Genomic DNA, 13,589 nt, shown 5'->3' on the forward strand with positions numbered 1-13,589 from the left:
TACGATGGAACGACGTGCATTCCTCAATATTAGTAGTCTGGCCCTGGGCACGATGCTGCTGCCCGCCTTCGGTCGCGCGATCGCCGCCGAGGAGCTGCTCGCGCCGGTCGCCCTGCAGTTCAAGAAAATGCTGGCCGATACCGCCATGACGGCGGCCACGCAGGCCGGCGCCTCGTACTGCGACGTGCGCGTGGGCCGCTATCTGAACCAGTTCATCACCACCCGCGACCTGAATGTGGAAAACGTCGTCAACACGGAATCGGCCGGTGTCGGCGTGCGCGTGATCGCCGGCGGCGCCTACGGCTTCGCCGCCACCAACGACATGACGCCGGACGGCGTGGCTGCCGCCGCCCGCCAGGCGGTCGCCATCGCCAAGGCCAACGCCAAGCTGCAAACCGAACCCGTTCAACTGGCCCCCGTCAAGGGCGTGGGCGAAGTCTCGTGGGCGACGCCGATCGTCAAGGACTGGCGCACGGTCCCGATCAAGGAAAAGGCCGAGCTGCTGATCGCCGCCAACAAGGCCGGCATGGACGGCGGCGCGAGCTTCATGCAGTCCTTGCTGTTCCAGGTGAACCAGCAGAAGTACTTCGCGTCGACCGACGGCTCCTACATCGACCAGGACCTGCACCGCCTGTGGATGCCGGTGTTCGCCACCGCCGTCGACCAGAAGACCAACAAGTTCCGCTCGCGCCAGGGCTTGTCGGCGCCGGTGGGCATGGGGTACGAATACCTGGACGCGCGCCCGGAGCACAAGATCAAGGCCGCCGGCGGCGTTACCACCTTGTACACCGGCTCCTACGATCTGATCGAGGATGCGCGCGCGGCCGGCAAACAGGCCAAGCAAAAACTCACCGCCAAGTCGGTCGAACCGGGCAAGTACGACCTGGTGCTGTCGCCGGAGCACATGTGGCTGACCATCCACGAGTCGGTGGGCCACCCGACCGAACTCGATCGGGTGCTGGGCTACGAAGCCAACTTCGCCGGCACCAGCTTCGCCACGCTCGATAAGTGGCAGAGCAAGAAGTTCAAGTACGGCGCGGACATCGTCAACATCGTCGCCGACAAGACCACGCCAGGCTCGCTGGCCAACGTCGGCTACGACGACGAGGGCGTCAAGTGCAAACGCTGGGACATCATCAAGGACGGCATCCTGGTCAACTACCAGGCCACGCGCGACCAGGCCCACATCATCGGCGAAAAAGAATCGCATGGCTGCTCGTACGCCGACAACTGGAGCAGTGTGCAGTTCCAGCGCATGCCCAACGTCTCGCTCCAGGCGGGCAAGAAGAAGATGACGCCCGACGAGATGATCAAGGACGTTAAGAAGGGTATCTACATCGTCGGCGACGGCTCGTTCTCGATCGACCAGCAGCGCTACAACTTCCAGTTCGGCGGCCAGCTGTTCTACGAAATCAAGAACGGCAAGATCGGCCAGATGCTCGAAGACGTCGCCTACCAGTCCAACACCCAGGAATTCTGGAACGCCTGCGCCGGCATGTGCGACGAGCGTGATTGGCGCATGGGCGGCTCCTTCTTCGACGGCAAGGGCCAGCCTTCGCAGTCGTCGGTGGTATCGCACGGCTCCAGCACCACGCGCTTCAACGGCATCAACGTCATCAACACCGCACGCAAAATCGGCTAAGCCTGGAGAACAGAGAATATGAAGAATTTGAGTCAAGAAGAGACCAAGCGTATCTGCGACAAGGTGCTGTCGCTGACCAAGGCCGACCAGTGCGAAGTGAACCTGAGCGGCAGCCGCACCGGAAATATCCGCTACGCGCGCAACGCCGTGTCGACCGCCGGCTTGATCGAGGACACGCAGCTGGCCGTGTCGGTCGCCTTCGGCAAGAAGCAGGGCGTCGCCACCATCAATGAGCTGGACGACAAATCGCTGGAGAGGGCCGTGCGCCGCGCCGAGGACCTGGCCCGCCTGGCGCCGGAAAACCCGGAGTTCATGCCGACGCCGACCAAGCAGCAATACAAGGCCAGCGAGACCTTCTTCCAGAAGACCGCCGATATCGATCCCGAGTTCCGCGCGCAGGTGGCGGCGTACAGCATCGAGAACAGCAAGAAGAACAAGCTGGTGGCAGCGGGCTTCTTCACCGATACCTCCAAATTCACCGCCATCGCCAACTCGAACGGCGTGTTCGGCTTCCAGCGCGACACGGGTGTCGATTTCACCGTCACCGTGCGCACCGAGGATGGACGCGGCTCCGGCTGGGCCAAGCGCAGCGTGGGCGACGCCGCCTTGTTCGACGCGCGCGAAGCCTCCGACGTGGCGATCGAAAAGGCGTTGCGCTCGGTCGAAGCCAAGGCGCTGGAACCGGGCCGATACACCGTGGTGCTGGAGCCGGCGGCGACCTCCGATATCCTGGCCTATATGTTCAACGATTTCGACGCCCGCCAGGCCGACGAGGGCCGCAGCTTCCTGTCGAAGAAGGGCGGCGGCAACCGCATGGGCGAGAAGCTGTTCGACGAGCAGGTCAACGTCTGGACCGACCCGTGGGACAAGAATGTCGCGGTGCTCCCGTGGGATAACAACACCATGCTGGCGCGCGAACACCAGGACATCATCAAGAACGGCAAGATCAACGCGATGAACTATTCGATGTACTGGGCGAAGAAGCAGGGCAAGCGCGCCATCGGCGCTCCCGGCAACATCATCATGGCCGGCACCAACAAGTCGACCGAGGAGCTGATCGCCAACACCAAGAAGGGAGTGCTGGTTACGCGGACCTGGTATATCCGCATGGTCGATCCGCAGTCGGTGCTGTTGACCGGCCTGACTCGCGACGGCACCTTCTACATCGAGAACGGCAAGATCAAGCACCCGATCAAGAACTTCCGCTTCAACGAAAGTCCGGTGTCGATGTTGAACAATATCGATGAACTGGGCAAGCCGGAGATACTGTCGGGCGACGAGTCGGATTACCAGTTGCTGATCCCGGCGATGCGCGTGCGAGACTTCAACTTCACGTCGCTGTCGGACGCGGTGTAAAGACGTGTCAAGCGGTATGCGCCAGCGCGGCGTATATCGCGCGGAACCACGTAGGGCGGATTAGCGCAGCGTAATCGGCCATGGTTGTGCCGTCGGCGGCGCATGCATGGCCGATTACGGCGTTCCGCCTAATCCGCCCTACGTGGTTGTTCGACTGCGGTGCGGTTAATTTTTTCAGGAGTTCATGTGGAACGTCGTTCATTTCTAAAAGTCGGCGCGGCCGCCGGTGGCAGCTTGCTGATTCCCGTCTTCGGTAACGCCATCGCGGCCGAAGAGCTGCTCAACCCCATGGCCGTGCAGTTCAAGAAATCGCTGGCCGATGCCGCGATGAACGCGGCCACCAAGGCCGGCGCCAGTTATTGCGACGTGCGCATCGGCCGCTACCTGAACCAGTTCATCACCACGCGCGATCTGAACGTGGAAAACATCGTCAACACAGAATCCTCCGGTGTCGGCGTGCGCGTGATCGCGGGCGGCGCCTATGGCTTCTGCTCGACCAACATCATGACGATGGATTCGGTGGCCGAAGCCGCCCGTCAGGCCGTCGCCATCGCCAAGGCCAACGCCAAGCTGCAAACCGAGCCCGTTCAACTGGCCCCCGTCAGGGGCGTCGGCGAAGTCGCCTGGGCCACGCCGTTCAAGAAGGACTGGCGCACGGTGCCCATCAAGGAAAAGGCCGAGATGCTGATCGCGGCCAACAAGGCCGGCATGGATGCCGGCGCCAACTTCATGCAGTCGATGCTGTTTCAGGTGAACCAGCAGAAGTACTTCGCCTCCACCGACGGCTCCTACATCGACCAGGACATGCACCGTCTGTGGTCGCCGCTGACCGCGACCGCCGTCGACAAGGCCACCAACCGCTTCCGCACCCGCGACGGCCTGTCGTCGCCGGTCAGCATGGGCTACGAGTTCTTCGACGCGAAGCCGGAGAATAAATTCAAGGCTGCGGGCGGCGTCACCACCCTGTACAAGGGCGCCCACGATCTGATCGAGGACGCGCGCGCCGCCGGACGCCAGGCCAAGGAGAAGCTGACGGCGAAATCCGTCGAACCGGGTAAGTACGACCTGGTGCTGTCGCCGGAGCACCTGTTCCTGACCATCCACGAATCGGTCGGCCACGCCACCGAGCTGGATCGCGTGCTGGGTTACGAGGCCAACTACGCCGGCACCAGCTTCGCCACCCTGGATAAATGGCAAAGCAAGAAATTCAAGTACGGGTCGGAACGCGTCAACTTCGTGGCCGACCGCACCACGCCAGGTTCGCTGGCCTGCGTCGGCTACGACGACGAAGGCGTGCCGGCCAAGCGCTGGGATATCATCAAGGATGGCATCCTGGTCAACTACCAGGCCACGCGCGACCAGGCCCACGTCATCGGCGAGAAGGAATCGCACGGCTGCTCGTACGCGGACAGCTGGAGCAGCGTGCAGTTCCAGCGCATGCCCAACGTCTCGCTACAGGCAGGCAAGAAGCCGCTGACGCCGGACGACATGATCAAGGACGTCAAGAAGGGCATCTATATCCTCGGCCGGGGATCGTTCTCGATCGACCAGCAGCGCTATAACTTCCAGTTCGGCGGGCAGCTCTACTTCGAAATCAAGAACGGCAAGATCACCAATCCGCTGGAGGATGTGGCCTACCAGTCCAACACCCAGGAATTCTGGAACGCCTGCTCGGCGTTGTGCGACGAGCGCGATTGGCGCATGGGCGGCTCGTTCTTCGACGGCAAAGGCCAGCCTAGTCAGGTCAGCTGCGTCTCGCACGGGTCTCCGACTACGCGCTTTAACGGCATCAATGTGATCAACACCGCCCGCAAGATAGGATAAACCATGAAGATGCTGAATCAACAGGAAGCGAAAGCCGTTTGCGACAAGGTCATGGCGCTGTCCAAGGCCGACGAGTGCCGCGTGCAGATCAGCGGCAACCGCCGCGGCAATATCCGTTACGCGCGCAACAGCGTATCGACGGCTGGCCTGGTGGAGAACACGCAGCTGACCGTCAGCGTCGCTTTCGGCAAGCGCCAGGGTACCGCCTCGGTCAACGAGTTCGATGACAAGTCGCTGGAAAAAGCCGTGCGCCGCGCCGAAGAAGTGGCGCGGCTGGCGCCGGAGAATCCGGAGTTCGTGCCGGCGATTAAAACGCAGCTTTACAAAAGCTCGAACACTTACAGCGCGGCCACCGCCGCCATCGACCCGGAGTACCGCGCCGAAGTGGCCGCGCAGAGCATCAACTCGGCGCGCAAGAAAGGGCTGGTGGCCGCCGGCTTCTTCAGCGACACCACCGGTTTCGAAACCGTGGCCAACTCGAACGGCGTGTTCGGCTACCAGACCCTGACCAATCTGGGATTCACCGTGACCACCCGCACCGAAGACGGGCGCGGTTCGGGATGGGTGACCCGTTCGGCCAACGACGCCGCCAAATTCGACGCGCGCGAAGCTTCCGATGTCGCGATCGAAAAAGCGCTGAAGTCGGTCGACGCCAAAGCCCTGGAGCCGGGCCGCTACACGGTGATCCTGGAACCGGCGGCGACGTCGGAGATCATCGGCCGCATGTTCGGGGCCTTCGATGCGCGTCAGGCCGACGAGGGCCGCAGCTTCCTGTCGAAGAAGGGCGGCGGCAACCGCCTTGGCGAGAAGCTGTTCGACGAGCAGGTCAATCTGTGGGCCGATCCATGGAACGCCGATGTGCCGGTGCTGGCATGGGATAACGCCTCGATGCTGGCGCGCGAGCGCACGGACGTCATCAAGGGCGGCAAGATCGAATCGCTGGACTATACCGATTATTGGGCGCAGAAGCAGGGCAAGCGCGCCTTCGGCCGTCATGGCAACATGATCATGTCCGGCGGCGGAAAGTCCACCGAGGAGCTGATCGCCTCGACCAAGAAGGGCGTGCTGGTCACGCGCACCTGGTACATCCGCATGGTCGATCCGCAATCGCTGCTGCTCACCGGGCTGACGCGCGACGGCACCTTCTACATCGAGAACGGCAAGATCAAGCATCCGATCAAGAACTTCCGTTTCAACGAGAGTCCGGTGACGATGTTGAACAATATCGACGAACTGGGTAAACCGGTCGTCATCGGCGGCGACGAAGTGCGCTTCCAGATGATGATCCCGCCGATGAAGGTTCGCGATTTCAACTTCACCTCGTTGTCGGACGCGGTGTAAAGGATAGGGACAGCGCGTGGCCAACTACGATTTCTACTTCACCCGCCTGACTTACGAGTCGGGCGACTGGGATGTGGATGTCCGCATGCCGAGCAACGTGCTCAATTCGCTGGTCGAGTACACGACCTTGCGGGTCGATCCCGTCGAGCGCATCGTCGCGCTGTCCGATCCCAAGATGCTGGAGGCGCCGTTCTGCTATTTCGCCGGCCACAAGCTGGTGCAGTTTACGGCGGCCGAACGCAAGAACCTGGAGCGCTACATCAAGGGCGGCGGGTTTCTTTTCGTCGACGACTGCAACCACGACATCGACGGCCTGTTCGCCAAGTCCTTCGAGGGCGAGATCGCCAGCATCTTTGGCAAGAGGGCCTTGCAGAAGATCCCCAACAACCACCCGGTATATTCGAGCTTCTTCAAGTTCGACGGACCGCCCAACACCAGCGTGGAGTTGAACGGCTGGGGCGACGACTTGGTGCACGACTATCTGAAGGCGGTGGAGGTTGGCGGCCGCGTGCGGCTTTTGTACAGCAACAAGGACTACGGCTGCGAGTGGGATTACGACTTCCGCAATAAGCGTTTTCTGGCGATCGACAACACCCGCTTTGCGGTCAATATCATTCAATATGCGTTGGGAGCTTAAAGATGGGCGCAATCGCCTGGAGTGAAAGTGAGATCGGCGCGTTGAGCGCCAAGGTGGCGGCGCTGAAGGCGAGCATGTCGAAGGTGATCATCGGCCAGGAGAGCGTGATCGATTCGCTGATCATTTGCCTGCTCGCCGGCGGCCATGCGCTGGTCGAGGGTGTGCCGGGACTGGGTAAGACCCTGCTGGTCAAGTCGCTGTCGCAGGCGACCGAGATGGACTTCCACCGCGTGCAGTTCACCCCCGACCTGATGCCGTCCGATATCGTCGGCACCGAGATCCTGGAAGAGGATCACGCCACGCGCAAGCGTGAGTTCCGCTTCCAGCAAGGCCCGGTGTTCACGCAGGTGCTGCTGGCCGACGAGATCAACCGCGCGCCGCCGAAGACGCAATCGGCGCTGCTGGAGGCAATGCAGGAACGCAGCGTGACCTTCGCCGGCCAGACGCACATGCTGCCCAAGCCATTCTTCGTGCTGGCGACGCAGAATCCGATCGAGCAGGCCGGCACCTACCCGCTGCCGGAAGCGCAACTGGACCGTTTCCTGCTGCGCATCGACGTGGTCTATCCGACCGAGGCGGAGGAGATCATGATGGTGTCGGCCACCACCAACGCGGGACTCAAGGACGCCGAGCCGGTGATGGACGTGGCGACCCTGCTGCGTCTCCAGCAGCTGGTGCGCGATATCGAAATCGGCGACCATCTGCTGGCGTATGCCACGCGGCTGGTGCGCGCCACCCGGCCCGCGCTGACCACGGTGCCGGCGGTGAAAAAGCACGTCGGCTGGGGCGCCGGACCGCGCGCGGGGCAGGCGCTGGTGCTGGCGTCGAAGGCGCGCGCGTTGATGCACAACCGTCTGGCCGTTACGCGCGAGGATATCGGCGAGATGCTGCTGCCGGTGCTGGCCCACCGCGTGATCCGCAACTTCGAGGCGGAGGCCGACGGCGTGGCGATTGCCGACATCCTGCTGGCCCTGCGCGAGCATATTCGACCTGATTGATGCAAACGAACCCCAAGCCGGCCGACACCACGAGTGCGATGATGGTCCAGACCAAGGATTTGGAGCTGGTGATCCGTCACGTGCTGGCGGGTCTCGGTCATGGACTGCATGCCGGCCGCGAACGCGGCGCCGGCGTCGAGTTCTCCGAGTACCGCGCCTACGCGCCGGGCGACGAGTGGCGCCGGGTCGACTGGAAGCTGCTGGCGCGCGCGGACCGCTACTACGTGCGCGAGGCGGAGCGGGACAGCCATGTCGCCACCTGGCTGTGGCTCGACGCCACCGCCTCGATGGCGGAGCCCAGCCGCGAGATTAACGGCATCGATAAGCTTTGGTTCGCCCGCACCGTGCTCGCTTGTGTGGCGGCGATCGCGCAGCGCCAGGGGGACGCATTCGGTCTGGTGGTATGCAGCGGTGGCAAGGTCGAATTCACACAGGCTACGCGTGGCCCGCGCCAATTGCAGCGCGTGCTGGCGCAGCTGTCGAAGGCTCGCCCGGACGGAGGTTTGCCGACGGCGGAAGTGCTGAAGGCGAACCTGCATTTCGCCCGGTCGCCGAGTCTCATTTTTGCCGCCAGCGACTTCCTCGACTGGCCTTCGCCGTTGAGCGAGGCGTTGCTGCGCTTGCGCAAGCTGCGGCATGACGTGCGTTTGCTGACACTGCGCACGCAGGCGGAAGTCGATGCCAGTTTCAAGTCCGGCGCCGGCTATCGCGATCCTGAACGGAGCGACGGTTTGCACCGCATGAGCAACCGGGACCGCGAGAGCTACAAACAGCAAAGCCGCGCGCACTTCGACGGCGTGGCGGGCAGCTGCCGCCAACACAATATCGTCCACTATGAGGCGTGCATCGAGCAGGAGCTTGGCGCTGTGCTGCGTAGCTGGCTGCGGCTTGCGGGGGCGCGGGCGAAATGAAGATTGGAACATTGTGATGGGTAGCCGATGCTGAGTTCTTATCCATTCTGGTGGTTCGCGCTGCCGGTATTGCTGTTGCCGATATGGTGGCATCGCCAGAAGCGCCAGCGCTTAAAAGCGGAACCGCTGGCGACGGCGCGCTTTCTGCCTGTCGCCGCGCCGGAACAGCTGCGCGTCTGGCAATGGCGCGACCGCATACTGCTGCTGGTGCGCTGCCTGCTGTTGCTGGCGTTGATCGCCTGGCTGGCTGCCACCATCTTCCCATGGCGTGGCAACACGGTGCTGCTCGACGCGGGAGCCGACAAAGCATGGGCGGAGCGCGAGATCGGCAGCGCCGGTTTCGCCGATGCCCCCCGTATCGACCTGCCACCCGATTCCTTGCAGTGGCTGCGCCAGCATGAGCGTGACTGGCGACCGGATGCAAGGCTGCTGATCGTCGCGCGCGCCGGACAAATCGCCATGCCGGCGCGTACGCCGCAATTCGGCCACCGGGTGGAAGTGCGAACGATGCCTGCCACGGCCCGAGCCGCCTTGCCGGGCGTTGTCCGGAATCCGGTGGTGCTGTCCACCGCATCCGCGAACGACGCCGCCTGGCGTTCGCTGTTCGCGTCGTTCGATAAAGCCGGGGATGGCAGCAACCGCTATTTGATAGCCGACGCGCCGGATGCCGCCACCAAGCTGCTGGTATGGGATGTGCCGGGCGAGGCGCCGCCCGCTGGCTGGCGCGCGCCGCATTGGTGGATATCCTCAGCATCGGCACAAGCGACTACTTTTCCCGAGTTGAAAAATGCGGCCGCCATCACCATCAACGGCCTGACGTTGAAATATGCGGACAGTCCGCGCGGCCGCCTTTGGACGTCAGCGGCTTTTCCTCCACGCGACGCCGATACCGCGCGCGCCCTCTTCGAGGCCTGGCAGTCGCTGGGCGCCGCGCCGGCGCCCGCGTACCCAATGCCATCGCAGGCGCTGGCCACGGCCCGCGCCTCGTCGCCGGCCGTCATCGATGGCAGGCCCGCCGTCTGGCTGGCCTACGTTTTGCTCGCGCTGTTTTTACTGGAACGGATACTTGCCCATGCACGGCGAAACTGACTTCCTGCGCCGCCGGTTGTGGACCGCCGTCCTGCGCCGCCGGCTGCCGCAATGGCTGGCCGCGCTGGCGCCGCTGGCGCTTGCCGCCATCATGCTGCCCGCCGCCCGGGCGATCGTGCTGGCGGCCATCGTCACATGGGTGATTTGTCTCGCCGCCGACATTCATCATTTGCGCCGGCGGATCGCGGATCGATGGCCTTCGTGGCTGGATGCCGCCATCCCGGCGCTGGAAGACAGCAGCACGTTGCTTGCCGCCGACGCGAGGACGCCGATCGCGCGGTTGCAGCAGCAGCGCTTGCAATCGCGCCTCGCCCAGGTGCTGACGGGTGACGACTATCGCCGTATCGCGTACGCCCGCGTGCGATTCGGTTTCGTACCGCTGGTGGCGAGCCTGATCGCCGCCTGCGCGGCCTGGGGTTTTCAAGCGAAGCCCGCGACGGCCAACCTGGCGGCATCCGCAGCACCCGCGAACAAGCCGATTGTCGATGGCGAGGTGTATTTGCGCGTCACGCCGCCGGCCTACACCGGCGCCGCCGGATTCGAGACCGCCGCCCGCGACATCCAGATTCCACAATACTCCGAGGTACGCTGGTGCGTGCGCAAACCCGCTGGCGCGCAACCGGTGGTGGAATTGGGTGACGGGCAAGCGCTGCCCGTCACGGCCGATTGCGCGACCAGGCGCGTCGAGGATTCGCTGTTCTGGCGTACGCGCGGTACCACCGGCACGCGGTACAACATCCGCGTCACGCCGGACCTGCCGCCGCGAGTGTCGATCATCGAACCGACCGAGCTGATACATCTTTTGCCTCGGGATGCGAAGGCCGTTCAGCTATCCGTTCTGGCAAAGGACGACTATGCGATATCGCGCGCCAGCCTGCACATGACGTTGGCGCGGGGCAGCGGTGAAAATGTCCGCTTCACCGATCGCGAAGTGCCGCTGCCGAAATCGGCGGACCCCAAGTCGCGCGGCTGGAAGAAGCAATGGACGTTGGCGGAATTGGGCATGGAGCCGGGCGACGAGCTGTATTTCTTCGTTCGTGCCACCGACAACGCGCCGGATAACCCCCACACCACGCAATCGCCGACTTATACGCTGCGCCTGCCCGGACCAGACGCCGAAAGCCTGGACTCGACGGCGCTGCCTTCGATGGTCAAGCCGGAGAATCTGCGCAGCCAGCGCCAGATCATCATCGATACCGAACAGCTGGTCGCCGATCTGCAGGCCAATCCCAAGATGTCCGCCGCCACGCTACGGTCGCGCAGCGAAGGCATCGCCGCCGACCAGGCCGCGCTGCGGCTGCGCTACGGTCAATTCCTCGGCGAGGAATCGAGCTTGTTCGGCGATGAGCACGGACATGGGGGCGCTGGGCACAAGGAACATGAACATGAGGAAGATGAGCACAAGGCGGGCGGCCATGCAGAGGAGGAGCATCACGGCGGCTCCGCAAAGATGGGCAGCGAGGTAGCGGCCATGCATCAATTCGGTCACGTCCACGATCAGGAGGACAACGCCACCATCTTCGACCCGCAGACCAAGGCGGTGCTCAAGCGCGCGTTGTCGGCGATGTGGGATGCCGAAAAATCGCTGCGCGCGATCTCGCCCAAGCCGGCCCTCCCGCCCGAGTACAAGGCGCTGGAAGCGATCAAGGAGTTGCAGGCGGCGGAGCGGGTGTATCTGCATCGCACCGCCTTTGTTCCGCCGGCGTTGAAGGAGGAGAAGCGCATGAGCGGCGATATCGTCGGCGCGATGAGCTACAAGCGCGCGCAGGGCGCGGCCAGCGACAGCGTGCCGGCCGAGGTGCGGGAACTGGTGCGGTCTTTGGCGATGGAGGGCGCGTTGCCGGCGTTGTGGAGCAAATCCGCGCGCGACACGATCGCCGCCCGTATTACCGATCAAGAGCAGAAACTGAGTGCGCAGCGCGCCGTGCAGGACGTGATGGACGGCTGCGTGCCGTGCCGCGCCGAGTTGCGCGCCTGGCTACGCGGCACGTTGACCGACGCGCCGTTGCTGCTGCAGGCGCGGTCCTCGGTCGACAGCCCGTTCGCACGGGCTTGGCGCGGCAAGGAGCCGGCACGATGAGCGGCGCGATGGTTTCCATTATGAGTATCGCCACGGTCGATGCCGGCACGCTGGCTGTTCCCGCGCTGGCGCTGGCCACCGGTCTTGTCAGCGCCGTCCTTTTCGCGCGCAAGCGGCGGTGGATCAATGCGCTGCTGGTGGCGGTTGGCGCGGCGGCGTTGGCGACCGCGCTGGCAGACATCCGACTGCCGTCCAGGGGCGGGGGCGCGTTGGCGGTTGTCACCGATGCCAACGGCCGGATCGACGCGGCGACGTCGCGTGCCATGCCTGGCGCGGCCGCTATTGCCCTGGGCGGCGATGGATTGAGCGAGGCGGAGTGGCGCGATCTGCCTGCAAGGCCGCTGCAATGGAAACCGCCCCAGGCGGATCTGCTGTCGCTCGACTTTCCGCGCGCGATGCCGTTGGGACGTATTTTCACGCTGACCGTCCGTCGCCCGCATGCGCAAGGCGGATGGCGCTTGCAGCTGCTGGCCGAGAACAAGCAGGTGCTGGCCGATTCAGGAGCTATCGCGGCCGACACCGCGCCCGCCGCGCAATTGTCCGTTCAATGGCTGCCGCCGGTGGCGGAGGCAATGGTGCTGCGCGCCCGCCTGCTGGATGCCAAAGGTAAGGCGATTGCGGAGGGACCGCTGCCGCTGCAAGTGAGCGAGCCGGTGCCGCTGCAAATCCAGGGACGCTTCGATGCCGCGTCGTTCGACGCGCGGGCGTTGAACCGGCTGCTGTCCGACAGCGGCGCGATCGTCGATTGGAGCGTCACGCTGGGCAAGGCCATCGCCCGTAGCGAGACCGCGCGCGAGCCGCTCACCGCGCCGAACGCCATGTTCGTCGACGCGGCTTATGTGGAAAAGCTGGCGCCATCGGCGCGCGCTGCGCTGCTGGCCGCGACGGGGCAGGGGGTGCCGCTGGTGGTTCTGGGTGCGAATGCGGCCGATGCCGGATTCTGGCAGCGGGAGCTGGGGTTGCGCCTTCAGCCGCAGTCGCCGACGACGGAGAAGGAGGACCAGCGCCAGTTCGGCGTTGGGGGTGTTTCGCTGGCCATGCCGCCGGCGACGCTGAATCCCGATGATCGTGGTGGCGGGCAGTGGTCGGTGCTGGCTTGGGACAGTGGCAAGCGGCCGTGGCTCTGGCAGCGCGAATTGCGTCAGGGACGGGTAATCTGGGTTGGCGTCTCGGAGTGGCATCGTTACGCGATCAGCGCGCCGCAGGCGTTGACGTTGTGGTGGCAGGATGCCATGGACCGGATGGTGTTGGCCGGTGTGCAAAAGGCGGAGTGGCGCTTGCCCGATACGATGCCGGTGGTGGGGGTGCGCAGCGAGGTATGCGCGCAAGGCGCGGATATGGGGGCGCTGCTGCGTGTCGGGGGTGGGCAGGAGCTGTCCTTGCAGGCGCGCGGCGACAAGGCCGATGGACGTTGCGCCGCATGGTGGCCGCAGCGCGCGGGTTGGACGCGCTTCAGCGCCGCAGGCATGCCGGTGCCGGGGATGACATATGTTTATGCGGCGGACGATTGGCCGCTGTGGCAGCGTTCCTTGCGGCGCGAAGCGACCGCTCGGTATGCGGCGCGTGCGCGGACGACCGACGTAGCCGATACAACGAACCGCCCGCTGTCGCCGACGCCGTTCGCGCTGCTGTTTGCCATCTGCATGCTGATGCTTTGGTACCGGGACCCGAGGTCCGACGCGGAACCACGTAGGGCGGATTAGCGTGAGCG

General features: G+C 64.4%; 10 protein-coding genes. All 10 read left to right on the top strand.

The window, feature by feature from the left end; translation table 11 throughout:
- Positions 1-4 precede the first annotated feature (4 nt).
- The 10 genes from NHH88_03610 (at position 5) to NHH88_03655 (ending at position 13,581) form a co-directional block, all read left to right on the top strand.
- Positions 5-1,642, top strand: a complete 1,638-nt coding sequence (locus NHH88_03610; GenBank protein ID USX14891.1) for a TldD/PmbA family protein — start codon at positions 5-7, stop codon at positions 1,640-1,642.
- 18 nt (positions 1,643-1,660) lie between these two features.
- Positions 1,661-2,998, top strand: coding sequence for a TldD/PmbA family protein (locus NHH88_03615; protein USX14892.1), 1,338 nt, complete (start codon positions 1,661-1,663; stop codon positions 2,996-2,998).
- 186 nt (positions 2,999-3,184) lie between these two features.
- Positions 3,185-4,822 carry a TldD/PmbA family protein gene (locus NHH88_03620; GenBank protein USX14893.1) on the top strand — a complete coding sequence of 546 codons (1,638 nt, stop codon included), beginning with the start codon at positions 3,185-3,187 and terminating at the stop codon, positions 4,820-4,822.
- Between the two features lie 3 nt (positions 4,823-4,825).
- The gene (locus tag NHH88_03625; GenBank protein USX14894.1) at positions 4,826-6,163 is read left to right on the top strand and encodes a TldD/PmbA family protein; all 1,338 of its coding nucleotides are present in this window, start codon (positions 4,826-4,828) and stop codon (positions 6,161-6,163) included.
- Between the two features lie 16 nt (positions 6,164-6,179).
- Entirely contained in the window at positions 6,180-6,800 is a 621-nt protein-coding gene (locus NHH88_03630; GenBank protein ID USX14895.1) for a DUF4159 domain-containing protein, read from the top strand.
- 2 nt (positions 6,801-6,802) lie between these two features.
- On the top strand, positions 6,803-7,798 hold the full coding sequence (locus NHH88_03635) for a MoxR family ATPase (protein USX14896.1): 996 nt from the start codon (positions 6,803-6,805) through the stop codon (positions 7,796-7,798).
- The gene (locus NHH88_03640; protein USX14897.1) at positions 7,798-8,709 is read left to right on the top strand and encodes a DUF58 domain-containing protein; all 912 of its coding nucleotides are present in this window, start codon (positions 7,798-7,800) and stop codon (positions 8,707-8,709) included. Before NHH88_03635 ends, NHH88_03640 begins: the two co-directional genes overlap by 1 nt.
- 27 nt (positions 8,710-8,736) lie before the next feature.
- Complete coding sequence (locus tag NHH88_03645; GenBank protein USX14898.1) at positions 8,737-9,798, top strand: hypothetical protein; 1,062 nt, start codon at positions 8,737-8,739, stop codon at positions 9,796-9,798.
- A complete protein-coding gene (locus NHH88_03650; protein ID USX14899.1) occupies positions 9,782-11,878 on the top strand; it encodes a DUF4175 domain-containing protein in 2,097 nt (698 codons plus the stop codon). The genes NHH88_03645 and NHH88_03650 overlap by 17 nt, the downstream gene beginning before the upstream one ends.
- Entirely contained in the window at positions 11,875-13,581 is a 1,707-nt protein-coding gene (locus tag NHH88_03655; protein USX14900.1) for a hypothetical protein, read from the top strand. Before NHH88_03650 ends, NHH88_03655 begins: the two co-directional genes overlap by 4 nt.
- Positions 13,582-13,589: the final 8 nt, after the last annotated feature.

The organism is Oxalobacteraceae bacterium OTU3CAMAD1 (assembly GCA_024123915.1).
GTDB lineage: Bacteria > Pseudomonadota > Gammaproteobacteria > Burkholderiales > Burkholderiaceae_D > Rugamonas.

What these genes read in the sequence shown, in the direction of transcription:
- NHH88_03610 (USX14891.1), top strand. Translation starts at nt 5, where the DNA reads ATGGAACGACGTGCATTCCTCAATATTAGTAGTCTGGCCCTGGGCACG.
- NHH88_03615 (USX14892.1), top strand. Translation starts at nt 1,661, where the DNA reads ATGAAGAATTTGAGTCAAGAAGAGACCAAGCGTATCTGCGACAAGGTG.
- NHH88_03625 (USX14894.1), top strand. Translation starts at nt 4,826, where the DNA reads ATGAAGATGCTGAATCAACAGGAAGCGAAAGCCGTTTGCGACAAGGTC.
- NHH88_03635 (USX14896.1), top strand. Translation starts at nt 6,803, where the DNA reads ATGGGCGCAATCGCCTGGAGTGAAAGTGAGATCGGCGCGTTGAGCGCC.
- NHH88_03640 (USX14897.1), top strand. Translation starts at nt 7,798, where the DNA reads ATGCAAACGAACCCCAAGCCGGCCGACACCACGAGTGCGATGATGGTC.
- NHH88_03645 (USX14898.1), top strand. Translation starts at nt 8,737, where the DNA reads ATGCTGAGTTCTTATCCATTCTGGTGGTTCGCGCTGCCGGTATTGCTG.
- NHH88_03650 (USX14899.1), top strand. Translation starts at nt 9,782, where the DNA reads ATGCACGGCGAAACTGACTTCCTGCGCCGCCGGTTGTGGACCGCCGTC.
- NHH88_03655 (USX14900.1), top strand. Translation starts at nt 11,875, where the DNA reads ATGAGCGGCGCGATGGTTTCCATTATGAGTATCGCCACGGTCGATGCC.